Annotated in this window: 27 protein-coding genes and 1 pseudogene; all 28 read right to left on the reverse strand. The window is 47.6% G+C overall.

Annotation, left to right across the window (positions count from 1 at the left end; genetic code table 11):
* Nucleotides 1-6 precede the first annotated feature (6 nt).
* A complete protein-coding gene (gene spoIIIAB / locus BR02_RS0105200) occupies nt 7-525 on the reverse strand; it encodes a stage III sporulation protein SpoIIIAB (protein ID WP_031514889.1) in 519 nt (172 codons plus the stop codon).
* The gene (spoIIIAA, locus tag BR02_RS0105205) at nt 519-1451 is read right to left on the reverse strand and encodes a stage III sporulation protein AA (RefSeq protein ID WP_051688142.1); all 933 of its coding nucleotides are present in this window, start codon (nt 1449-1451) and stop codon (nt 519-521) included. Before spoIIIAA ends, spoIIIAB begins: the two co-directional genes overlap by 7 nt.
* Before the next feature lie 186 nt (nt 1452-1637).
* Complete coding sequence (locus BR02_RS0105210; protein ID WP_031514891.1) at nt 1638-1802, reverse strand: small, acid-soluble spore protein, alpha/beta type; 165 nt, start codon at nt 1800-1802, stop codon at nt 1638-1640.
* Between the two features lie 74 nt (nt 1803-1876).
* Nucleotides 1877-3586, reverse strand: a complete 1710-nt coding sequence (locus BR02_RS0105215) for an FAD-dependent oxidoreductase (protein WP_031514892.1) — start codon at nt 3584-3586, stop codon at nt 1877-1879.
* 186 nt (nt 3587-3772) lie between these two features.
* Entirely contained in the window at nt 3773-4228 is a 456-nt protein-coding gene (locus BR02_RS0105220; RefSeq protein WP_031514893.1) for a CD1247 N-terminal domain-containing protein, read from the reverse strand.
* Nucleotides 4229-4335: 107 nt separating this feature from the next.
* Nucleotides 4336-4893 carry an elongation factor P gene (gene efp / locus BR02_RS0105225; protein ID WP_031514894.1) on the reverse strand — a complete coding sequence of 186 codons (558 nt, stop codon included), beginning with the start codon at nt 4891-4893 and terminating at the stop codon, nt 4336-4338.
* A 30-nt stretch (nt 4894-4923) separates the two neighbouring features.
* A complete protein-coding gene (locus BR02_RS0105230; protein WP_031514895.1) occupies nt 4924-6003 on the reverse strand; it encodes a M24 family metallopeptidase in 1080 nt (359 codons plus the stop codon).
* Nucleotides 6000-6449, reverse strand: a complete 450-nt coding sequence (gene aroQ / locus BR02_RS0105235; protein WP_031514896.1) for a type II 3-dehydroquinate dehydratase — start codon at nt 6447-6449, stop codon at nt 6000-6002. The genes BR02_RS0105230 and aroQ overlap by 4 nt, the downstream gene beginning before the upstream one ends.
* Before the next feature lie 148 nt (nt 6450-6597).
* Complete coding sequence (locus BR02_RS0105240) at nt 6598-7938, reverse strand: TldD/PmbA family protein (RefSeq protein WP_031514897.1); 1341 nt, start codon at nt 7936-7938, stop codon at nt 6598-6600.
* 106 nt (nt 7939-8044) lie between these two features.
* Nucleotides 8045-8257 carry a sporulation peptidase YabG gene (locus tag BR02_RS0105245; RefSeq protein WP_031514898.1) on the reverse strand — a complete coding sequence of 71 codons (213 nt, stop codon included), beginning with the start codon at nt 8255-8257 and terminating at the stop codon, nt 8045-8047.
* A 494-nt stretch (nt 8258-8751) separates the two neighbouring features.
* Nucleotides 8752-10212, reverse strand: a complete 1461-nt coding sequence (locus tag BR02_RS0105260) for a TldD/PmbA family protein (RefSeq protein WP_031514899.1) — start codon at nt 10210-10212, stop codon at nt 8752-8754.
* A gap of 58 nt (nt 10213-10270) precedes the next feature.
* Nucleotides 10271-10858, reverse strand: coding sequence for a hypothetical protein (locus tag BR02_RS0105265; RefSeq protein WP_031514901.1), 588 nt, complete (start codon nt 10856-10858; stop codon nt 10271-10273).
* Nucleotides 10848-11393: a PilN domain-containing protein gene (locus BR02_RS0105270; RefSeq protein ID WP_031514903.1), complete on the reverse strand. Its 546-nt coding sequence runs from the start codon at nt 11391-11393 to the stop codon at nt 10848-10850. The genes BR02_RS0105265 and BR02_RS0105270 overlap by 11 nt, the downstream gene beginning before the upstream one ends.
* Complete coding sequence (gene pilM, locus BR02_RS0105275) at nt 11390-12259, reverse strand: type IV pilus biogenesis protein PilM (protein ID WP_031514905.1); 870 nt, start codon at nt 12257-12259, stop codon at nt 11390-11392. Before pilM ends, BR02_RS0105270 begins: the two co-directional genes overlap by 4 nt.
* 12 nt (nt 12260-12271) lie before the next feature.
* A complete protein-coding gene (locus tag BR02_RS0105280) occupies nt 12272-12733 on the reverse strand; it encodes a hypothetical protein (protein ID WP_207640981.1) in 462 nt (153 codons plus the stop codon).
* A gap of 51 nt (nt 12734-12784) precedes the next feature.
* The gene (locus BR02_RS0105285; RefSeq protein WP_031514909.1) at nt 12785-13309 is read right to left on the reverse strand and encodes a PilW family protein; all 525 of its coding nucleotides are present in this window, start codon (nt 13307-13309) and stop codon (nt 12785-12787) included.
* A gap of 5 nt (nt 13310-13314) precedes the next feature.
* Nucleotides 13315-13695, reverse strand: a complete 381-nt coding sequence (locus tag BR02_RS0105290; RefSeq protein WP_169738572.1) for a type IV pilus modification PilV family protein — start codon at nt 13693-13695, stop codon at nt 13315-13317.
* A 4-nt stretch (nt 13696-13699) separates the two neighbouring features.
* Nucleotides 13700-14176 (reverse strand): prepilin-type N-terminal cleavage/methylation domain-containing protein, encoded by a 477-nt coding sequence (locus BR02_RS0105295; RefSeq protein ID WP_031514912.1) that lies wholly within the window; start codon nt 14174-14176, stop codon nt 13700-13702.
* Between the two features lie 3 nt (nt 14177-14179).
* On the reverse strand, nt 14180-14596 hold the full coding sequence (locus BR02_RS14350) for a type IV pilin protein (RefSeq protein ID WP_034638887.1): 417 nt from the start codon (nt 14594-14596) through the stop codon (nt 14180-14182).
* A gap of 21 nt (nt 14597-14617) precedes the next feature.
* Entirely contained in the window at nt 14618-15856 is a 1239-nt protein-coding gene (locus BR02_RS0105305) for a type II secretion system F family protein (protein WP_031514916.1), read from the reverse strand.
* A 324-nt stretch (nt 15857-16180) separates the two neighbouring features.
* A pseudogene (locus BR02_RS14355) lies at nt 16181-16960 on the reverse strand (Abi family protein); the annotation flags it as partial.
* A 171-nt stretch (nt 16961-17131) separates the two neighbouring features.
* The gene (locus BR02_RS0105315) at nt 17132-18802 is read right to left on the reverse strand and encodes a GspE/PulE family protein (protein ID WP_031514918.1); all 1671 of its coding nucleotides are present in this window, start codon (nt 18800-18802) and stop codon (nt 17132-17134) included.
* A gap of 4 nt (nt 18803-18806) precedes the next feature.
* Nucleotides 18807-19859 carry a type IV pilus twitching motility protein PilT gene (locus BR02_RS0105320; protein WP_031514920.1) on the reverse strand — a complete coding sequence of 351 codons (1053 nt, stop codon included), beginning with the start codon at nt 19857-19859 and terminating at the stop codon, nt 18807-18809.
* The gene (locus tag BR02_RS0105325) at nt 19860-20615 is read right to left on the reverse strand and encodes a prepilin peptidase (protein WP_238442407.1); all 756 of its coding nucleotides are present in this window, start codon (nt 20613-20615) and stop codon (nt 19860-19862) included.
* A 14-nt stretch (nt 20616-20629) separates the two neighbouring features.
* On the reverse strand, nt 20630-21709 hold the full coding sequence (aroB, locus tag BR02_RS0105330) for a 3-dehydroquinate synthase (RefSeq protein ID WP_031514924.1): 1080 nt from the start codon (nt 21707-21709) through the stop codon (nt 20630-20632).
* Nucleotides 21706-22224, reverse strand: a complete 519-nt coding sequence (locus tag BR02_RS0105335; RefSeq protein ID WP_031514926.1) for a shikimate kinase — start codon at nt 22222-22224, stop codon at nt 21706-21708. The genes aroB and BR02_RS0105335 overlap by 4 nt, the downstream gene beginning before the upstream one ends.
* A 1-nt stretch (nt 22225) precedes the next feature.
* Nucleotides 22226-23386: a chorismate synthase gene (gene aroC, locus BR02_RS0105340; protein WP_031514928.1), complete on the reverse strand. Its 1161-nt coding sequence runs from the start codon at nt 23384-23386 to the stop codon at nt 22226-22228.
* Nucleotides 23386-24258, reverse strand: a complete 873-nt coding sequence (locus BR02_RS0105345) for a shikimate dehydrogenase (RefSeq protein ID WP_031514930.1) — start codon at nt 24256-24258, stop codon at nt 23386-23388. Before BR02_RS0105345 ends, aroC begins: the two co-directional genes overlap by 1 nt.

The raw sequence follows: 24258 nt of genomic DNA on the forward strand, positions 1-24258 counted from the left end.
CCCTTATTAAATAAAGATAATTACTATGGTCAGTCCACCCAAAAAGCCAAGGTAATTGTAGAGCTTTACATTTTTTTCCGCTTCCACCTCTGCTTTGGCTTCTTCAATTTTTAATTGTTCTTGGGCCAGCCGCAGGTGCTTTACCTGATCAAGCCGATCAGAAATGCCAATTCCGGAACCCAGGGCCTTGAGCACCGCCAAATCCGCCCTGTTAAGGGCGCTGTTTTTATAAAAGTGGGCCAAGGCTTCATCCCAGGCCTCCCGGGCAGTTACACCCTCGCCGGCTAACAGTTTATCCCTGGTTAAAGAAAACAGGGCGGCTATTCCGGCTTCACAGCGCTGGCCCACCCTATCCATGGCTTCGGGCAGCGGGGTGGCCCCGTAAGATATCTCCGTTTCTAACATTTGCAGGGCCGACCGCAGGTATCTTAATTCCATTGGCCGGCGGCGGTACTTTGCAGCCACGGTCAAACCGGCATAACCACAGGCAGACAGTATCATTAAGGCTCCAATATATTTCAGCACCTCTTTACCCCCCGTAAGCCCTCTAAGGTGCGCCGGCTTATCCCATCAATTACCTGTTCCACCGTGCCCACACCACGGCTTCTTCCCAGTATCACATATCTTTCTATCAAGCCAAGTGACAGCAAGCGGGACAAGGCCGGTCGGCGCTTTAATTCTTCTATTGATGAACCATGGGCAGTGGTCAGCACCTTAATACCGGCATTTAGTACCTCCTCAACCGCTGCCACATCCTCACTGCGGCCTATTTCGTCGGTGGCTATAAGGCCGGGCGACATGGAGCGCAGCAGCATCATCATACCCGCAGCCTTGGGACAGGCATCCAATACATCGGTTCTTATGCCCACATCCAGCTGGGGCACCCCTTGGTAACAGCCGGCAATTTCTGACCGCTCGTCCACCACCCCCACATTAATGCCCCCAAAACCCAAACTGGGTATCCCGTTAGACAGCTGGCGAACGATATCCCGCAACAAGGTGGTTTTGCCGCAGCGGGGAGGCGAAATGAGCATGGTATGGTAGACCATACCCTTGGGTGACAGCAGGTGCTTAATTACCCCGTCTGCCGCCCCCAGCACCTGACGGGAAACCCTAATGTTGATACCGGATATATATTTCATGGTCTTAACGCCGCCCTTTTCCGTCACCACCTTGCCGGTTATACCTACCCGATGACCTCCGGCCAGCGTTATATAGCCGTTTTTTAACTCCTCCTCCAAGGCGTAAATCGAAGAGTTGCTGATCAATTGTGTGGTGCGCCGGAGGTCATCGTCACTGACCACATAGGCTTGGCTTGGCCGGTCAGCTAACCCGCCCTGGCGGTGTAAAAAGGCATCCTTGTGGTTTAATCCCAGGATCAACGGCCTGCCATGGCGCACACGTATTTCCTCTATGGCAGTAAAAATATCAGGGGGCAACTGTAATATCATTTGCCGCAGGTGGGTTGGCAGCACCCCCAGCACAGCGGTTAACGGGCCATCTAGGCCTTTTTTGGCAGCACTGACCGCCTTCACAGACACTCCCCCCTTTAAAACTATATTTATGTTCCGCCTGGTAATTTATTCCGAAATAAAAAAGAAAGACCCCTGCCTTAGGCAAGGGTCTTTCCAGGGAAGTTATACTAGGCTACGTTCTGCTCTTTGAATGGCCAGTGCTACGAAGTTACCACATTCCCGTGAGGTCAGGTCCCCGTAATCAGAACCCTTAATTTTATGGGCCACACCCATTTCCTGTGCCATCTCATACTTTAGAGCATCACTCATTAATTTCCTTCTAGCCATAATTACAACCCCCCTTAAGATTAGCATGCACATATAAAATGATTAAATACGGGGGATCTTATGGCTGTATTGCTTTATTTTTTCTTAATTTCTAAATCAAAGGGCCACATGTTTAAGCCGCCTTCCAGCAGCTTTACATTTTCAAAACCGGCACCGCGCAGCGTTCTCACTGCCTCGTATGCTCTGATACCCATGGGGCAGATGGTAACAATTTCTTTATCCCTGGGAATCTCTTCTAACTTCTCACGCAGATCACCCAGGGCCACCTGCATGATGCGGTCGTCTTTAAAGTGTTTCGGTGCAAACTGCTCGGCGGTACGTACGTCTAACAACAAGAGGTCTTCACCGTCTTCCAGTTTTTCCAGCAGCTGCTGGGATTTAATTGTTTCAGCCAAGCCGTCAACTTTGTTGCGCACCACGTTCACCGCATGGGCCACCGGATCAATTGGTGAAGAGAAGGGCGGTGCATATCCCAAGTCAAGGTTGCTTAAGTCTTCCAGTGTTGCGCCAAAGGTAATGGCCGTAGCCACCACGTCAATGCGTTTTACCACGTCACCCTTACCAATTCCCTGGGCACCTAAAATGCGTTTGCTGTCGGCATCGGCAATGATTTTAAACTGTACCAAACCGTGGCGGGCGTGGTAGTGAGTGCGGTCTAAACCGGAGCTAACTGCAGTAATAACATTATAGCCAAGGTTTTTGGCCTGCTGCTCCCCAAGGCCTGTCCGACCCACATTCATTTCAAACACTTCTGCCACACCGGTGCCCAGCACACCCTTAAAGGTGCTCTCTCCTCCGGTTACATTATCCCCCACTACCCGGCCCTGACGGTTGGCATAGGTAGCCATGGGAGTATAAACCTTTTTACCGGAAATCAAGTGAACGTTTTCCACACAGTCACCGCAGGCATAAATGTCGGGGTCACTGGTCTGCATGTACTCATTAACGGCAATGGCCCGGGCTTCACCAATTTCTAAACCTGCATCAGCGGCCAGCTGTACATTGGGGCGCACTCCGGAGGCCATAATTACCAACTGACACTCAACAAATCCGTTCTTTTCGGTAACTACACCCTTTACATTGCCCTCTTCGTCTCCCTCAATGCGCAGCACCTTGTCTCCCAAGAAAAGGTCAACACCCTCGTCATACATATGACGCTGCAACCTTTGGGCCATATCGGCATCCAGCATGTTTGGCAGCACCTGGTCTTGCATCTCAACAATGGTTACCTCAACCATCTTGTTAAAGAGTGCGTCTGCGCCTTCCATACCAATAAGACCGGCACCAATTACAACTGCCTGTTCTATATTACCGGTATCTACCAGTTCTCTAATTTTTAACGAGTCGTCCGGATGGTTAAGCAGATGTACGCCTTTTAAGTCCACCCCTTCAATGGGCGGCACAAAGGGCGATGCACCGGTTGCCAATACCAGTTTGTCATACGGAAACTCCATTTCTTCACCGGTTTCCAAGTTTTTTGCCTTTACCACCTTATTTTGGCGATCAATGGCGGTGGCTTCGGTACGGGTATAAAGTTTTACACCCTTTTCCCGACCAAAGTAATTTGCATCCCGGGCCACCCCATATGAAGTCAAATACAATTCTTTATAATCATGAATCATGCCGGAAATAAAAAAGGGCATGCCACAACCGGCGTAAGAAGTTAACCCACCCCGTTCAAGAATTGTAATTTCCGCCTGCGGATTGCGACGGCGAGCACGGGCCGCAGCCTTGGGTCCGGCTGCCACACCACCGATTATCAGTATTTTCTGCTGTTCACTCATTATTATCCCCCCGCTTCTTGATAATAACGTTTGGATATAAACCCAAACGCTTACTCTATAACCAATAACATCTATATTTTATTTGATAACGGAATGATATTCAAGGGTATATCAGTAGAAAATTCTGCACAATTGCACTTACGCCCTTCCTAAAAAAATAAACCGGGCCTAAACCCGGTTCATTATCTATAGATCATCATCTTGTTCCCTTCCACCCACCAACTGTTCCGGTTCATCGGCGGAAGAAAAAGAATCATCATTTATAAACACCACTTCATCACAATTGGGACATGCCACTTCAATTGTATCTTCATGGTCTAAAATATCTGATTCAAACATTACTGTTTCGCCACAACTGGGACAATCCACTTCAACAAATTCTTCATAGTCTTCCACTTCACCACAACAGGGACCGTCATCTTCGTAAAAATCGTCTTCAAGGCTGTACAAATCTTCATCTAAAGTTTCAACATAGTCCTCCAGTTGTTCTTGCATCTCTTGCAGGTCGTTTACCTCTTCAGCAAATTCCGCTAACACATCAATAATACCGTTTAGCAATTTGCCCTCTTTGCTTTCTTCTGAAATGTCTAATCCGGCAGCCAAACCCTGCAGATATGCCACCCTGGCCCTCAGGTCGTTCATTGCGCAACCCCCTTTGTAAAATTTTATTTACCAAGCTTAGTCATTGCTAGTATATTATGTCACTTAAAGTTAGTTTTTAAACATTAAAACAGGGCTGAATTGACTGCTTACACCCGCTTAATATAATGCCCGGTGCGGGTATCAATTTGCAGCACATCACCGGTGTTAATAAAGAAAGGCACGTTAACAATATAGCCGGTTTCCAAGGTGGCAGGTTTGCTGCCGCCGGATGCAGTGTCCCCTTTAATACCGGGGGTGGTATCCACCACCTCTAATTCCACAAAGTTAGGTAAATCTATACCGATGGACTTTCCTTTAAACAATAAATTGGTAATGGTCATATTTTCCTTTAGGAAATTAATGGCTTCACCCAGCTGTTCTTTAGTCATGCCAAACTGATCATAGGTTTCGGTGTCCATAAAGTAATATTCACTGCCGTCATTATAAAGATATTGCACTTCTTTTCTCTCGATATGAGCTCTGGCGATTTTTTCGCCGGCGTTAAAGGTTTTATCCACGGTGGCACCGGTGCGTAAATTCTTCAGCTTTGAACGCACAAAGGCAGACCCTTTGCCCGGCTTTACGTGCTGAAAATCCAACACCTGATACACCTCGTTATCCATCTCAATGGTTAATCCTGTTCTAAAATCATTGGTTGAAATCATTTTCTTTTTACCCCCTTAAAGTTCTATGTATTATATAACCAACAACTCTTCTTTAGGAGTTTTTGTCAGTATACGGGCACCATCCTCTGTAACTAACAAAATATCCTCTATTCTCACTCCCCCCCAGCCAGGTAAGTAAATTCCCGGTTCCACAGTAACAACCATTCCCGGTTGTAGCTCAGTATTATCTTGGGGTGATAGCCTGGGCCCTTCATGTATCACTAAACCTACCCCGTGTCCCGTTCCATGACCGAAATAGTCAGCATAGCCATACCGCTCAATTACACCTCTGGCCGCTGCATCCACCGCCGATGCTGCAACACCGGGCTTAACGGCATTTATGCCACTGACCTGTGCTTCCAGCACTATCTTGTATATCTCTTGCTGCTTAGCACTGGGGCTGCCCAGCACAAAATTTCTGGTTATATCTGAGTGATAGCCCTTGTACACCGCTCCGAAATCCACCGTTACCATATCACCGGTATTAATTACCCGGTCGGAAGCTACACCGTGGGGCAAGGCTCCCCGGGGGCCGGAGGCCACAATAATATTAAAGGCCGGTCTTTCTGCACCCAGGCGGCGCATAATAATTTCCAGTTCCAAGGCAAACTGTTTTTCAGTTATACCGGGCTTCACATGGGGCAGTACCTCAGCCCAGGCCCGGTCAGCCAAGGCCACTGCATGTTCTAACAGGCGCAGTTCTTCCTGGTCTTTTACCATTCTAATGCCTTCGGTGATACCTTTAACAGGAATAAGCTCTGTTTCCGGTAAGTACTGAACCATATTTTGATAATTTTCATGGGTTACATAGTCAGTCTCGAAACCTAACCTATTTATTCCCCACTGTTTAGCAGTGGCCATTATTTTTTCAAAAATATCATTACCCAGTTGAATTACTTTAATTATCTCCGCACCGGGACATTGTTCCTTAGCCTGGTCTATGTAGCGAAAGTCAGTATATAAATAAAGCTTTTCGGCCGTCACCAGCAGTTTAGCGTTTGTACCGGTAAAACCGCTTAAATAACGAACGTTATCCAGCCTTTCAACAAGCATGGCGTCTATTTTGTTTTCGGATAAACCTTGCTGTAATTTTTGTACCCTTTTATTCATGTTAAACCTCCATTAGCCTGTAATAACTGAACTGCCGCCCGCAGTGCCAATAGGTAACCCTGCATGCCAAAACCTGAAATTTGACCTACCGCCACCGGGGCAATCACCGAGCGATGGCGAAACTCTTCCCTGGCATAAATGTTAGAAAGATGTACTTCTATTACCGGCAACTTCACCGCCGACACCGCATCGCGCAGGGCAATGCTGTAATGGGTGTAGGCACCGGGATTAATAATCACTGCGTCAAAGGCACCCATGGCTTGGTGTAGCTTGTCCACCAGTATGCCCTCATGATTTGATTGGAAGCATTCAACCTCAACATTTAGCTCCTTGGCCAAGGCAGCTATGTTGGCATTAATTTCTTCTAATGTAATTGTACCATATACCGCCGGCTCCCGCTTGCCCAGCAGGTTAAGATTTGGCCCATGAAGCACCAATATTTTCAACAAAAACACCTGCCTTATAAACGAAAACATTTTACCATAATATACTAATGCCTTCAATCGCTTGGGTGTGTGATCACAAATTTTATTTTTAGAAAAAGAGACTTCGGAAATTTTCTGCCGTGTAAATAAGGCTCGATTAAATCGAGCCTTAACCGCTTACTGTCATTTGGGAAACCCGTACGGTGGGAGCACCCTTTCCGCCAAAGAATTGTAAATCGCTACCCACCGCATCCACCGATTTTAACAATTCCATTACGTTGCCGCCAATGGCAATACCGCGAACCGGTCTGGTAAATTGACCGTTTTCAATTAATATACCCGAGGCACCAACTGAGAAATCCCCGGAAATAGGGTTGGCTGTGTGCATACCCATTACTTCGGTTAAATACAGTCCCTTGGGAATATCTTTAATTAATTGCTCCGGATCCTTTTCTCCGGGTTGAATATAAAAATTGGTTGTTCCCACCTCCGGTGTGCTTTTAAATGAGCCGCGCACACCGTTACCGGTGGACTCTACTGCATCTTTGGCAGCTGTATATGTATTATATAAATAACCCTTCAGTAAGCCCTGATCAATTAAAACCGTTTTAGATGAAGGCACACCTTCCCCGTCAAAGGGGGCTGAGGCAATACCGCCGGCCATTGAGCCGTCATCTATTATTGTCACCTTGTTTGAAGCCACATCTGTACCTACTTTTCCGGCAAACAAGGACCGACCCTTTTGTACCGCCTCACTGGATAGGGCCGGTCCCAATAATCCTAAAAAGCTGGCGGCTATGTAGGGGTCTAGCACCACCGTCAACCGTTGGGTAGATATTGGTTTGGCCCCCAACATGCGCACCGCCCGCTGGGCGGCCAACTTCCCTACTTTCAAAGGATCTAAGTCCTTAAGTTTTAAGCTGTAGTCTATGGCAAAGCCGGTTTGACTGTCGTGATCACCGCCGGCCACCAGGGCCACATATAAGCCACTGTATGCCCCCCTATAGGTGGCAGAAAGCCCCTTTGAGTTGACAATAAATACCTCCGCTTCACCGTCCTGATAGGTGGAACTCTCAATGACTTTTATTCTTTTGTCATAGTTTTTGGCCGCCTTCTCCATTTCCAAGGCTAAATTTATCTTGCTTTCCACCGTTGCCTCTTTTATGGCAGGGTCGTATAATTCCAGCTGTGGATATTGGCCCCCTGCATCGGGCAAGTTGTTATATTGGTCTTTTTCGTTAATATCGGCATTGGCCATGGCCTGTTTAGCCAACTCCTCAATGCCGGTGGCACCCAGTTCAGTGCTAAAGGCAAAACCTACTTTACCGTTATTAATTAAGCGCAGACCGATTCCCCGGTCCTCGGCCAGTTTCATTGTTTCAACCACACCGTCATGAACATCTATGGATAAGGATTTGGATCGAACTATGTAAGCTTCAGCCATCTCTGCGCCCCTTTGGCGGGCTTTGGCCACAGCACCTTCTGCAACGTTGAGCATATTATCCGGCATATTAAATAGGCAACTCCTTTCACAAGCTAACCATTAATATAATTCAATACCAGACAAAATATTCCTTTTAATACACAAAAAAAAGAAGCCCTTGTTTTAGGGCCTTCTAATGAACCATGGAATTACTGGTTAGAGCAAATAATTTTCGAGCGGAGACAGGGCACAACTCCTGAACAGACGCTTCCACTATCAGGTTGGGGTCTAATAGGGCCAGAATCGCCACCCTCTCTCCGGTACTTTGATTTGTATAAAAACCCAAAACACAAAACTGCATATCCTCGCCATAAACCTTTCTGGTTACGATGTCACCTATCTTCACCCTTCTACCCCCCTAGAGTAAAACTAACAGGCCACCTTCCTTTATGTAACATATGTACCCACTCCGACAGTTGTGTATGGAATAACTTTGTATTACAGGTGGTCCCTTTGACATTCCCGCCTTATCCCTTTCGCAATGAAAACCCGGCTGCCGGCAGCCGAAGAAAAATTTATGAAAAATAAGTCGTCCGGGCGACTGTATTTTTTTCCTGCCTATGCAAAAATATATAGCAATTAATTAATAGCCATAATCATTAAGCATATCCACCCTTTTCTTTTTGACCGGGCCTTTTTGCGCTCGGTAATTTTTTTTGATATTATATCTAAACAGTATAATTAAGAGGTGAATATAGATGACCATACCGCAAATTCTCTTTGTTGGTTTTTTAGTAGCGATGGGGGTATTTGGCTTCGTTTGGGGCTTTAGGTCTGTACGTAAAGGTCAAAAGCGCTAAAATAAAAAACCAATAAACCGGCTGCAAATTTTCATGAAGGCTATAATCTTCTAATTTTATAATCCCTGGGCATATCCTGGGCGGTTAGTCTTTTAATCTCCCCATTGGGTGATACAGGGTCACCCGTGCCACCCACCACTATTTTAGGGATGCGCATGGTTGGTTGGGCGTCCGATACCGGCACCCCTTGGCCGTCTTTACCGCAGGTGCCGATGGCAAAACCAAGGTCGCTGCCTACCAGGTCTACAATTCTCAGCACCTCCGGGCCGTTACCGGTGAGCGTTGCACCCCTTACCATGGGCCCTATTTCTCCGTCACTTATTAAGTAACCCTCGGCAACATCAAAGACAAAGTCCCCGGTGGTGGTATTTACCTGGCCGCCGCCCATTTTTTTGACCAACAAACCTTCTTTGGTGTCTTTAATAATTTCCTCCGGATCTGTTTTACCGGCAGCAACATATGTATTGGCCATTCGGGGAATGGGTTTCTCCTGATAAGATTGCCTGCGCCCATGGCCGTTGGGCTGCCGTCCCTCTTTTTTGGCAGTGAGACGATCATATAAAAAATCTGTCAATACACCGTCTTTAATTAGCTCCACCGGGCGCGAAGCTACCCCTTCATCGTCAAAACTGTAGGAACCGTATTGATCCGGCATGGTGGCATCATCAATTACCGTCACCAGTTCAGAGGCCACCTGTTGGTCTTTTTGGCCGGCATAAACAGATAACTGCCGCTGGACCAAATCTGCCTCTAAGCCGTGCCCGCAGGCTTCGTGCACCATGGTCCCCCCCGCTTCTCCGGCCATTACACAGGGCATCTTGCCTGTGGGTGCCGGTTTAGCATCCAGCATTTTTACCGCCCGCTCCGCTGCATGCCGGGCAATTTGTTCGGGGTCAAAACGATCAAAGAGCTCAAAGCCACACATACTGCCCACCGCATCATAACCCGTTTGAATGGTGCCGCCGTCAGCGGCCACGGCATTAACCATCAGCCTGGTGCGCACCCTTTCATCTTCCACATAATCGCCGTTGCTGTTGGCAATTACCACCTGCTGCACACTGTCACCATAACCCACAATAACCTGTTTTATTTTGCTGTCATCAACCGAACGGGCAGCCCTTTCAGCCGCCTTTACCACCTCAACCTTTTGCTCGGTGGCTATTTCTTCGGGACGTTTTTTAAACTCAAATTTCACTGTGGGCTGCAGTTTGGTCAAGTCCAGGTTATAGTCTTTTTTGCCGCCCCGGGCAGCATGGCTGACCAACTTGGCAGCTTCAATTAAACCCTCTTTGCTCAAGTCGTTGGTATACCCGTAAGAGGTGTTTTCACCGCTCAGCACCCTAATACCGGCTCCCGCCTCATAGCCCGACTGCACCCGTTCAATACGGCCTGCCTCCAGGCCAATGCCTGTGCCCCTTTTATACTCCACAAAAACGTCTGCAAAGTCCCCCCCGTTAGACAGTGCAGCTTCTAATACTTGCTGTAACACCTTTTTATCCATATGTATAGACACCTACCTCTTTTAGAAAGCTATTTTATATATTAGACTGAACACTAAGTTATTGTCCACCATTTTGCAAGTTATTATGCAAATTATGGTATTGAATTTGCACCTGCCCTGTGGGTTGGGGATGGGAGTAAAATATCAAGGTCAGTATAATATCCACTTCCTCTGTGTCAGAGGATGGGGCTGGGGTGACGGTAAACCGGGAAATGCTGCTGCAACTGCCCCAGGGGTAAGAATTCTCCAACCACTCTAAATATGAAAGCACCTGGGAATAGTTGCCCCGCACCACCACTTCAAAGGGCATTTCCGGATAGCCGCTATTTTCACCCACCGCTTGTGCCGTCAGCCTTACAATATTTACCTGGTGGTCATTGGCCGCATTATCCATTGCCACAAAGAGGTTGCCGTCCCGCATGTCTTTAATATAGTATTGACCGGCGGCATCCCTTTTAGCGGGCAAGCTAAACACCACCGCCCTTGCCTCTTCCAATTGTTCGGCGGTGTGTTTTATCTGTCGGCTTAAACCAATATACTCTTTTAACTGGGGGCCCAACCAGCGGCCGCAGACCACATAAGAGACCACCAGGCCCAGCAGCACCGTTAATAACACCCGTTCTCTGGGAGTAAGTCTATATTTCATCTCCACTCTCCGGAAAGGTAATATGTATGATAAACTCCATGGTATCATGCTGTTCATTTAGCCGGCTGTTGACCAGTTCTGCCTGCCCAATATAAGGTAGCTGCTGCAGGTTGTGGATGTATAGACCAATTGATGATAATCTTTCACCGCTACCTTTTATCACCAACTGCCCTTTTGCGTCCCTTAAGTTGTGTTCAATTAAGTTTACTTCCGTTAACCACACCCCGCCCGGCAGCCCTTGTTTTATATCTGCCAACACCTGATGCCATTTAATCTTGTTCGCCAAGAGGCCGGGCACCTGATTGGTGTCACCGGTTTGCTGCATCCTTTCGCCAATCAGCAGCAGTGCATCCAATTCCTTCTGCATTACAGGTAACATTTCCCTCTTGTTGTTTAAATCCGCTGAAAAAACAGCATAAGCCATAAGGATAGCGGCAAACACCACAACTATCATCGTCAGTTGGCACAGCCTGGATAATTTCAGCGGCGCCTGCGGCTGCAATTTTTTCGGCAATAAATTTACTTTATTCTTCATGGGTCACTCTCCCTGACGGCCAGGCCAAATGCCATTGCCAGGGCAGGTTCTAAGGTTGAGTCTGTATGTACCGGCAAGCCCAGCTTAGCCTCTAAATATTGGACCAATACCATATGTAAATCCTCTACACCGGTGAGGATAATTTTTTCTATGGGCTTATGGTTTGGACGATAAGCGTAAAGGGCCAGTGCCCTATTGACTTCTTCCACCAGTGCAGCCCCTTCTTTGCCTTGATAGTTCAAAGGACGCACATACTGAATTTTTTTATCGGCCACCATTAACAGCTGGGTGTTGGCACCGTCCAAATGCAACATGGCACAGCTAAAACCGGGTTTAGTCAACCGGTTCCGGGATAAGCGCCATAGGGCTGCGGGGTAAATATCTATGACACTGAGCTTTAACCCGGCCAGTTTAAACACTTGATGATACCGGTGTATTTGACCAAGGGGGGCAGCTATCAAGAGCACCTCTATTTGCTCTTCCTCTTCATCTATATTAATGGGTAAATGTTCGGTAATATAATCCCTTTCATTTATTTGAAATTGATTGCAAGTTTCGTAATGGGCTGCGGTGGCCAATTCCTTTCCGCTCAAGAGAGGAAAGGTGGCGGTGCCCATCAGCAGTTGATGGTTAGGTAGCGCTGTAATAACCGGTTCTCCCCGGTAGTTTATTTTTGCAAAGCATTGCCTCAACGAATTAGCCAATTCTTCATTATTAATTTCTGTGTTCTTGGCACTGAGGCTAACGGTTCCGCTACCGGTAACCTCCGGCTTACCCCCTTTCAGCCTAATCTGCACCGCATTGATTTGCCGCTCTGCCACATCAACCCCCGTATAGAAGCCCCTGTTAAAAAACTTTTTAATCATGCCCCTCACACCTTAAAAGGGCCCGTATTTTTCCCGCCATGAAACTATAGCTATTTTCCCTTCTTCATCCCCAGAGGGCCGGGTAATACGTGCCGTCACTATTAAAGTTTTTCTGGCCTTTTTATAGACACCCACCGAGGTAATTTGCACAGTAACCCAGTTGGGGCCCGTTGCTGTTTTGTTAACATTAACTTCCCTGATTTGCCCGCCGGCAAATTCCACCGGGCCGGCAAATTCCGGTGCCCAAACCGACCAGTTGCTGTCAGCCGCCAACCGGGCCAGCGCCATCTCAACGCCCGCTTCAGCCACATAGTAAGCCTGTATACGCTCACCTTGTAACAGCGTACTTTCTTTAGTGTTAAATGACAGGTGCAAATAACTGCCGCCCAATAAAAATAAGACCGCCATAAGGCTCACAGGCAGCAGCAGCATATGCCCCCGTTGGCAGTTAAAAAGCATAAGCTCCCACCACATTCTCCATTGGCCATAAATTAAACCCAAGGGCGCAGGACACTGGCCAGGGCCTTAGTTATCAAATGTACGGATAGCCACCGAGGTGGTTAATACAAGGTCCGGTGTGCCTTCCCCGGAGCCGACCAGTGTTATTTCTACCCTATCCACCGCATGGGCTTGGGTTCCCGGTGCAATGGGCCCATCAGAATTAAAATACTCTAATTTAAGCTCTTTAACATGGGACGATACCGGCAAACCGCTGCCAAAGGTGCGGCAAAGCTGCTTCTTGTCATCCACGTAATAACTTACCGTTTTGTAGTCAAAGTAAAAACAAAGTATTTGGCTGTCTAAGTCCGGTTGAAAACCGGCAGTGCTATTGACAAACAGTAATTTATCGCAATTTCTAAGCTCCCGGGAAATTTTATCCAGGGCAATGGATAGGTTTTCCTGCACATCAATCTGCCGCTGGCCCTGCCACCACATGGCGCTGCCCTGCAGCATAAATTTAAAAACAGCTGTCATTATAATGGACAGCAGTGTGATTACCAACATCAATTCTAATAAGGTGTAACCCTGCTGGTTTCGCCCTCTTAACACTGCCCTCACCTCTGGGCCTTAATCATGGTCAACTGTATGGTTTTTTGTTCTTGTTCCCATGGCCCGGGGTAACTGACCACCACCGTCACTTCCTTTAAGCGGTGCTGGCTCGGGCATTGTTCAACCTGTAAGCGGTATCGCCATTCACCGGCATAGGGGGCTTGGTCAAGGGGTCGCCAGCCATGGGATGTCACCCGGTGGTACTCTTCTGCCTTTACCGTCTCCAGTACATGCTGGGCCAAGTAAATGGCCTGGGTGGTATGCAAACCGGAATTGGCCATCCCTTTACTTTGTAAAAACATATTGCACAAGGGTATTACAGCAATGCCAATTATTGTTAGCGCAATTACCAGCTCCAGCAGCGTCATTCCTTGTATATTCCGCACCGGCTTAGGGAGGGGTTTCACTGACCCGCACCCGCCCGGTGATGCTGGCCACCACCACGTATTTATGTTTTTGGGTATCTTTATTGGATAACACCACCGTTCCACCGCCGCCGGAGGGCAAACCTTTGACACTTATATTTAAGCGATTATTAGGAAAATTAGTGCTCTCTAAATTAACGCCCGGCGGCAAAGTCACTGTTTTAAAAGATTGGTGGTTTTTAAAGAGCCGGTATTTATGTTCAGTGGGGGAAAATAGCAGATAATAGTTAGACATTTCTTCCTCTGTGGTGGCGGCAAGCTGCTGCAGGTAACGAATATCCCCGGCCATTTGCAGGGCCGCTGTTTCCAACCGGGCATTGCCCAGGTGACCGTTAAGTTTAGGCAGGGCCACCGCCAATATAATTGACATAACAGCCAGCACCGCCACCAATTCCACCAGGGTAAAAGCCCGGCAGTTGCTTAAGTGCTTGTACTTGCCCATTGATTAATCATCGCCGCCCGGGGAACCCTGTTTGGGCTCCCTGGTGTTATTGGTGATATATATATTATCGGCGGCATCGCCCTCACCGCTGGGCCCATGGGACAAAATTATATAGCCCTTGCCATTAAGGGTATAGCTGTATTCCCTGTCCCAGGGATCTTTGATATCACCTAAACCGTTTTCTGCCATCAACTCTTTAAATTGCTCAGCCTTCGGGTACTCACTGTGCTCTAGGTTATAAAGCTCCACCAGCGTCTGCATTGACTTTAACTCTGCCATGGTTCGGCTCACTCTGGCCTTTTCCACCTGGCCGCTAAAACCGGGCATTGCAATGGCCACCAGCACCCCCATAATCAGCAGTACCACCATCACTTCCATCAAGGTAAAACCACCCTGGTTTCGCCACCACCCTTTATCCATAACACATCCCCCTAGAAAGCTTTAATAATTAATGGCCTCAATAACATTGAACATGGGCAGCACCATGGCAGCCATAATTAAGGCCACAAAAAAAGCCGTTACCAATAACAGTAACGGTTCCAATACCACCGACAGCCGGGAAACCGTCACATCCACCTCATCTTCATAAAAATCTGCGACGTTATCCAGCATTCGCTGTAAATCACCACTTTGCTCTCCCACCGCCACCAAACGGCTGACCATCCGGGGAAAAACGGTACTTTTTTGTAGTGTTTCTGCCACCGTTCCACCCCGCTGCACTTCCCTTTGTACTTCGGTAATTACCCCGGATATTAAGCTGTTATTAATAATTTCCTTTGTGGTCTCCAGGGCAGTCAACAGGGGTACACCGTTTTCTATTAGGTGAGCCAAGGAGCGGCAAAACCTTGCCATATAAACTTTGATAAACAGGGGACCAAATAAAGGCAAACTGAACACCAATTTATCTATGGCATTTTTAGCTTTAGTGTTTTCCCTTAACAAGGCAGGGTAATAAACGGCTGCGGCCACAATAATTAACAGCGGAATAAAAAATAAATACCAAAATTTATTAACTGCAGCCCCAAGGTCAACTAAAACCTTTGTTATCCAGGGCAGTTCAACCGCAAAGCTTTGCAGTGTGCCCACAAAATTAGGTAGCACAAACAACAAGAGCACTGTCAATACTATGGCGGAAAAAGCCATTACCAAAAGCGGGTAGATGACTATTGTCTTTAATTTTGCCTTTATTGCATGTTCTTTTTTATAATACTTGCCAAGGCTATCCAGTACCGTTTCTAATTTTCCGCTCTCTTCCCCCGCTTTAATAATGCCAATGAAAAATTGAGGAAAAAGGTCAGGGTGTTGCTCAAATGTTTCCCCAAGCGTACTGCCTGAATTTAGTTCCACTACCACCTTATTTAAAATATTTTTAAGACCTTTATTTTCAGTATGCTCCGTCAACAGATGCAACGCCTTAAGAATAGGCACTCCGGCCTTGATAAGTGTCGACAGCTGCTGACAAAATACCGCCAGCTCTTTACTGCTGACCGACGGCCAGTAATAAAACCCAATGCCTTCCTTTAGTTTTTGTATACCGCTGGGGTGAGGCTTAATATGTATGATATATAGATTTTGCCGCCGCAATTCAGCCACCGCGGCCATGGTATCTGTTGCCTCTATTACACCCTCCCTTAAATTGTTGCTTAGGTCTTTGGCACGATAATAAAAAGTTTTTTTCATTGGAAAACACCAAATTTAACTGATATTTCTACTAAAAAACCAAGACTACAGTTTACAAGAATATATTTATATCTAATATTTTTAATATTCTATTTATTGGGAGAAAAATCCTTCTCAATTTACATAATTTTTACAAGTAATTACACCTTTTGTATTTTTGTTTAATAAATAACCCACAAACCTTTAGATGCAAGGTTTGCGGGGACTTTATCGTTTTTAACAGATAATCTTTGTATCTATCCGGTTTTCTTCCACTCCAAAATTGGGCATAAAAAAAGCCCTAAAGCATAAGGATTCAGAGCTTGGGCTTTGGTTTAATTTATACTAATAAGCTGGGTAGCTAATATACTCCAGGAAATGGTTCTTTATAAAAAACTCTTTATTAGCTATAAACCTACCATCTATTAAGTCTTTTAATTCTCCCATGGTTTTTTTCTTGAGCTTTTTACTGGTGGCAACATTATTAAAAACATACAATGTAACAACAAAGTCGTGTCTGACCGGGTTTTTCATTTTGCTACTTCTTGCTACTCTGGAAATACCATCAATTTTAGATATAAAGTTCATAATCCTCATATTCAGAGTTACTCTTTTGCTATAAGGTATTCGCAAACTGTTTAGCAAACAACTATTATGAGCCGCTGCGTTTCTTAAAAATCGTACAGACCACAAATATTTCTCCATAGAACCCTTAGTCTTATATTTCTCATAATATACCTGATATAATTTAGTAAAGTCACCAAAGCTTAATACCTCCACTATATTCCAGATAGCAAAATTCTTTTTGTATTTTTTTACCAAATCGGAGCACGCAGAGTCTTTTTTGCTGATTTTGTTCTTTATATAAGGGTATTTTAAAAAAAGTTCATCTATAATACTATATCCATCTTCCTTATCGTTACATGCAAAATCTCTGAGTAGTTGGGTCTTTAGATAATGTTCTGTATCCAGAGCTATTTTCATAATAACCCTTCTAAAATACATATCTAAGGTTGACATTTCTTTAAGATAAGCAAACTCCAAATTAATGTATTTACCGACTTTCTCCCCTTCTAAATACTTTTCATAGTTTTTTGCATAGGATTTTATCTTAAAGTAGTAAGTATTATTTGTTAAAAAGCTTTTTGCTTCTTACTCATTAATGACATTAAACTGTATGCCACTTTTATTTTTCATATAATCTATCTGTTCATCTACCGACAGTTTTCTCTTCCCCATATTTTGGCCTCCTGATACGATGGATTCCGATTAAGCAGCACCTTTTATCAATTTTCCTTATACTGTATATAGAACCCGCTTTACTTCTTCTATTGTGGTTAAGCCCTCGGCAACCTTATGGATGGCATCTTTCTGCAGGGTAACCATTCCCTTTTGTTCTGCTGCCTTTTTCAAGGTGCCGGCAGAAACTCCCCGGACAATCAGTTCCTTTATTTGTCTGTCGGGCACTAATATTTCATGGATACCCGTACGTCCGTAGTAACCGGTGTGGTCGCAGTAACTGCAGCCCCTGCCTCGGAAAAAGTTACCGCTTTTCCGGGTCAGCTCCGGCAGTAAAAGCTGTACCTGCTCACCCTGTTGGCTGTTACTTGCTTCCCGGCAGTGGGGGCAAATTTTCCGTACCAGACGCTGTGCCACCACCCCTAACAGGCTAGAGGCCACTAAAAAAGGCGATACTCCCAAATCTATCAACCGATACACCGCATCTGCCGCATCCTTGGTGTGCATGGTGCTAATAACCAGATGCCCCGTGGTGGCAGCGCGCACCGCTATTTCCGCCGTTTCTTTGTCCCGTATTTCGCCCACCATAATTATATCGGGGTCCTGGCGCAATATTGACCTCAGTCCCAGCGCAAAGGTTAAGCCCACCTTGCTATTGACCTGTACCTGGGTTATCCCCTTAATGGTGTATTCCACCGGGTCCTCGATGGTGATGATGTTTTTTTCCGGAGAGTTAAGGCCATGCAGCACCGCATAGAGTGTGGTGTTTTTGCCGCTGCCGGTGGGTCCTGTAGCCAGAATAATGCCCGAGGTGGACAAGGTCAGTGTTTTGAATATTTCGAAATTCTCTTTGCTAAAACCTAAACGGGAAATATTCATTAGCTGCCTGTCCTTCTTTAAAATGCGGATAACCGCTTTTTCGCCAAAAACGGCAGGAATCACCGAAACGCGCAGGTCAACTGTGCTATTACCATGCTCCAGCCCCGCCCGCCCGTCTTGGGGCAGTCTTTTTTCTGCTATATCCATATTGGCCATAATTTTAATTCTGGATATAATTGCGCTGTGGGAACTTAAGGGCAGGTGCATCATTTCCCTTAACATGCCGTCTACCCGTTGCCGTACCAGTACATACTCCGGCCCGGGTTCGATGTGGATATCGCTGGCCCGCCCATCTATGCCTTGTTTAATGATGGAATTGACCAGCCTGACCAAGGTGGAGTTGTCCTCTGCCTTTGGGTGGCCATAGGTGTTGGTCTGCCTTTCATATACCATCATTTCCTGTTCTAACTTTGCCACTTCAAAATGTCTTGCTATGGCAGCATCTATCTGTTCTTCTGTCGCTATTTCCGGCCTAATTTCCATCTTAGTTTGCTGCTGCAGCTCGTCAATGATCAGGGGATTTAAAGGGTCGGTCATTGCCACCACAAGGGCATTGTTCTCTATTCTGACGGGAAAAACCCGGTGTCGGCGAACCATTGGTTCAGGTAACTTGCTAAGGACCGTGGCTGCAACTGTTAAGGGAATGTTGGCCTGGGAAATACCCAACTCCTTTTCCAGCAGATTAATAATATCAATTTGGCTTACCAATCCTGCCTTCACCAACAGCTTAACCAGTTTTTCACCGGTTTTTCTCTGTTCAACTATGGCTTCCTGCAGCTGCCTTTCTGTGATGAGGCCCTTTTCAAATAATAGGTCGGTCAGTTTTTTACCGAAATATTTGTGGTACATTTCCTCACAACATCCTCTCTAACAATTGGCTGTCAACGGAATGCTTTAACATTTCATCCCGGCTGATAATACCCTTGGAGTATAAGTCCTTTAGTGATAGATCCAGGGTTTGCATGCCATGTTTAGCCCCGGTTTGAATTTGAGAAAGAATTTGATAGGTTTTTCCCTCTCGAATTAAGTTGCGGATGGCTGGGGTGGCCACCATTATTTCCAGGGCTGCCACCCGACCGGGCCTGTCCATGCGGGGTATTAGCTGTTGAGCCACCACACCTTGGATGGTATTGGCCAACTGCACCCGTATTTGTTGCTGTTGGTGGGGCGGAAAAGAATCAATGATGCGGTCCACCGTTTGGGCGGCACTGGATGTGTGCAGGGTGCCGAGAACCAGGTGCCCGGTTTCAGCGGCGGTAATGGCAGTGGCTATGGTTTCTGGGTCCCGCATTTCGCCAACTAAAATAACATCGGGGTCTTCACGCATGGCCGCCCGCAGCCCCTGGGTAAAGGAAGCGGTATCCCGACCGACCTCCCGCTGATTAATGATGCTTTTTTTGTGATTATGGATAAATTCAATGGGGTCTTCCAAGGTGATGATGTGACAGTGCTGGGTATTGTTAATCAAGTCAATCATTGAGGCCAAGGTGGTGGATTTGCCGCTGCCGGTGGGCCCGGTAATGAGCACCAAGCCCCGGGCTTTCTGTGATAAATGGCCCAACACCTGGGGCAAACCCAGTTCTTCAAGGGAAGGAACAGTTAGGTTAATCAAGCGGACAGCCAGGGCTACGCTGCCTGACTGTTTGTAGACATTTACCCGAAAACGGCATAAACCGGCAATTTGATAGGCAAAATCTAAATCGCCGGCGCTAATAAATTGATTGTACTGCTCCGGCGTCATTAGTTGCCTGGCCAGGGCGTCGGTATCCTTGGGGGTAAGTTTTTGCAAGCCTTCTAAAGGCTGCAGCAGCCCATTGAGGCGAAAGACAGGGGCCGAGCTAGCGGTGATATGCACATCGGAAGCTCCCCTGTGGTATGCCTCTGTTAAAAGCTTGTCGATATGCATTTATATACCTCCCTTTAGCAGCGTACTTACATACCAACTAACTATTTCGTCACCCCACAATAACACTGTTAAAGCAGCTATGCTTAAGTAGGGGCCAAAGGGTAGTATATCCTTTAAGGTCTTTTTCTTTAGCAGCACCAATGTTATGCCCACCGTTGAACACATTAGGCAGGCACCGAACAGCACCAATAATATATGGGGCCATCCCAGGTAAAGGCCCAGCACCGCGGCCAGTTTAATGTCGCCGCCGCCCATACCTCCCTTAGAAAGCACTGCCGCCAGAAGCAGCAATCCGCCTCCTACCAGGGCCCCAAACAGCCCCATTAAAAGCAGTTCAGCGGATTGAAGTAACAGCAGCGGCACAGCCGGTACAGCCATGGCCAGGTTAACACCGTTGGGTATAATGCGGTGTTCTATGTCAATTAACGAGCTAACCAGCAGCCCGCTGAACAGTACAAGTGCAGCAGCATATTCAAGGGAAAGGCCGAAATACAAAAAGAAACCCAAAAAGGCAGCACCGCAGCACAGTTCCACCAGTGGGTAGCGCACTGATATTTTAGCGCTGCACCGGCGGCATTTACCCCTCAGCAGTAAAAAGCTAATCACCGGCACCAGGTCCACTACACCCAGCCGATAATTGCATTTAGGACAGTGGGAAGGCGGGGTTATCACCGATATACCCAGTGGGATACGGTGAATGCAGAGGTTAAGGAAGCTGCCAATCACCAACCCCAGCATAAAGGTTATCAGCTTCAAAACGCCCTCCCCCCTTAATTAAAGGTATTTAATATCAGCTGCTCCGGAATATCACGTTTAATTACTGCCCTGCCGATTCCGTCCGGCAGCGCAAAGGTCAGCAAACCATCCAGCACCTTTTTATCTTTGTACATGGAAGCCAGCAGGTGCCGGGCATTTATTCCCTTGGGCACAGCGGTGGGCAGTCCGCAATTTTCCAGCAATTTCTCTATGCGCTCCACATCGGCTTCCGTTAATAGGCCCAGCTGCAGTGCCAGCCGTGCTTCGGCCACCATGCCCATGGCCACCGCTTCACCGTGGCGGTAAATACCGTAGCCAGAAAGGGTTTCTATGCCGTGGCCAACGGTATGACCATAGTTTAAAATGGCCCTTAAACCCTGCTCGGTTTCATCTGACTCCACCACCCGGGCTTTAATGCGGCAGGATAGCTCTATAATTTTCTGCAGGGATTGGGTTTCTAAGGCAAGCACCCGGTGGATGTTTTCTTCCAGCCAATTAAAGAAATCAGCATCTTTAATCAATGCAGCCTTAATTACTTCGGCCAGGCCGGACAGCACATCTCTTTTGTCCAAAGAAGCCAGGGTGTCGGTATCTGCCAGCACCAACTTGGGCTGGTAAAAGGCCCCGATAATGTTTTTCCCTTGGGGGTGATTAACGGCCACCTTACCACCCACACTGCTGTCCACCATGGCCAACAGGGTGGTGGGTATTTGCACAAAAGGTACCCCACGCATGTAGGTGGCAGCCACAAAACCGGCCAAATCCCCCACCACGCCACCGCCCAAGGCCAAGACCGCGCTGTTGCGATCCATTGCTGCGTCAAACATTACATCATATAATCGTGCCGCCTGCTGTATACTTTTAGCCTCTTCACTGTCCGGCACCTCGGCCACCGTAACACCATAACCCCTTTGTTGTAAGGCCTGTTCCACAGTTTGGCGGTACAATCGGCCCACCCTGGGGTTGTTTACAAGCAGTACTTTTTTACCTATATTAAGGGGGGCTAAAAGGTCACCTATCCCTTGGTGAAGGCCGGGGCCGATTATAATGTCATAACTGCGCCCCCCTAGGTTTACCGGCAAAACAGTATTCACTGAATATACTTCCTTTCTCTTAGGTACTGAATTATTTGCTCCACTATTTCATCCAAGGTGTACTTACCGGTGTCTATGGTCAGCTCGGCCACATCATACACTCCGGCTCGTTCTTCCAGCAGTGTCTCAATGCGCTTTTTTAAGTCCCCCCGGTTTAGCAGCGGCCGTTCGCGCTTGCCCTTTACCCGGTTGTAAATCACCTGGGCATCTGCGTACAGGTGCACCAGTATGCCATCGGTCTTTAAAAGCTCTACGTTTTCCTGGTTGAGCACCATGCCTCCGCCTGTGGATATCACAAGGCCTCTTTTACCGTCCATTTTTTTCAGCAGCAGGGTCTCCTCGGAACGAAAGCGGATGGGGCCGTCCTTGGCAAAGAGTTGGGCCACCGTTTTACCGGTTACCTTCTCTATTTCCCTATCGGTATCCACATGTTTTAAGCCCAGCCGGGCTGCCAATCTTCTACCCACCACAGTCTTTCCACAACCCATAAAACCAATTAAAACGATGTTCTTCATGCTACACCTGCCTTACATATTCAGCATGCCGCCGCACCGCCTGTTTTAGGTCATACAAATTGTCAGCGGGGAACTTTTCTAAAACCGCCACGGCCAATTCCCAGGCCACCACCGCTTCACCCACCACCGCTGCGGCGGGCACGGCACATACGTCAGAACGTTCCACCGAAGCCTCAAAGGGCTCTTTAGTGCCCATGTCTACACTTTTCAGGGGCTTGTATAAGGTGGGTATTGGTTTCATGGCCGCCCGCACCACAACTGTTTGGCCATTGGTCATGCCGCCCTCTATCCCCCCGGCCCCATTGGTCACCCGGTGGTAGCCTCTTTCCTCATTGTAAAATATTTCATCGTGCACCTTTGAGCCGGGCAAAGCGGCTGCACTGAATCCGGCACCCACCTCTACCCCCTTGATGGCTTGGATGCTCATTAAGGCCCCGGCTAAGCGGCCGTCTAACTTCCGGTCGTAGTGCACATAGCTGCCCAGGCCCACCGGCAAGTTATAGGCCCGCACTTCAAATACACCGCCAAGGGAATCCCCCTCTTCTTTGCAGCGGTCAATTTCTTGCATCATCTTTTTTTCGGCTGCCGGGTCAGGGCACATCAGCTGGGAATCGGTTAATGATTCACATAATTCATTGACATGGTAGTCTTTATCTTCAATTGATACACCGCCGATTTGGCGCACCAGTGCCACCAGTTTGACACCTATTTCTTCCAGCATCCGCCGGGCAGCACTGCCCACCGCCACCCTGATGGCAGTTTCCCGGGCGCTGGCCCGTTCCAGTACGTTGCGGATGTCATTGTGTCGATACTTAATGGCCCCGGTTAAATCGGCATGGCCGGGCCGGGGCCTTGTGACCACCCGCTGGGAGGTATCGGCCTCCGGGCCCGAAGCCATAATATTTGACCAGTTAACATAATCTTTATTTTCTATTTGCATGGTCACCGGGCTGCCCAGCGTCAATCCGCCGCGCACACCGGATATGAAATTGACGGTATCCTTTTCAATTTGCATCCGGCCACCCCGGCCGTACCCACCCTGACGGCGGGCCAATTGGTAATTAATATATTCTTGGGTTAAGGGCAACCCCGCAGGTAAGCCTTCCACTATGGCAGTGAGGGCAGGCCCGTGGGATTCACCGGCTGTTAAAAATCTTAACATTATTTACCTCCTATCTGGCGGTATAATGCCTTTTTCATTTCCTCCACCGGAGCATCAAGTCCGGTCCACAGTTCAAAGGCCAGCACCCCTTGATAAAGCAACATGCCCAGGCCACTTACCGTGGTGGCCCCAGCCTTAGCGGCAGCGGATAAAAATTTTGTTTCCATGGGATTATATACTAAATCGCACACCAGCTGGCCCGGACGAAAGACTCCCTGGGGCACAGGGGGGCAGTAATCCACTGCGGGGTGCATGCCAATGCTGGTGGATTGCACCACCAAATCTGCCCCTGACATGGCTTCAGCCAGCTGCGGCTCCTGCCATGTTAACACCCTGCCAGGGGTACCCATACGCTCAACGGTTTGGGCCAGGGCCTGTGCCCTTGGGACAGTGCGATTAACCAGCACAATTTCTTTGGCCCCTTCCAAGGTCAGCTGTACCGCCACCGCCCGGGCAGCACCGCCGGCACCTAAAATCACTACTTTTTTATGTAAGGGATTAAAACCGGTTTCCTCTTTTAAGGCCCGGGTAAAACCCGCCCCGTCTGTGTTGTAGCCGGTAAGCTTTCCTTCATAATTTACAATGACATTGACAGCCCCAATGGCAGCGGCCCCTTGGTCTAGCTTATCTAGGTAAGGTATCACCGCCTCCTTGTGGGGCACGGTGACGTTAACACCGGCCATATTAAAGGCCCGCAAACCATCCACCGCCTGGCCCAATTGCTCCGGTTTTACCTCGAGGGGCAGATAAATCCAGTTTAATTCTAAAGCCTGAAAGGCGGCATTGTGCATGGCCGGTGAAAAGGAATGTGCCACAGGATAGCCAAAAAGACCACACAGGGTGGTTTTGCCGTCAATTTGCAAGTTACTCAC

The sequence above is a fragment of the Desulfofalx alkaliphila DSM 12257 genome (genome assembly GCF_000711975.1).
Taxonomy (GTDB): Bacteria; Bacillota; Desulfotomaculia; order Desulfotomaculales; family Desulfohalotomaculaceae; genus Desulfofalx; species Desulfofalx alkaliphila.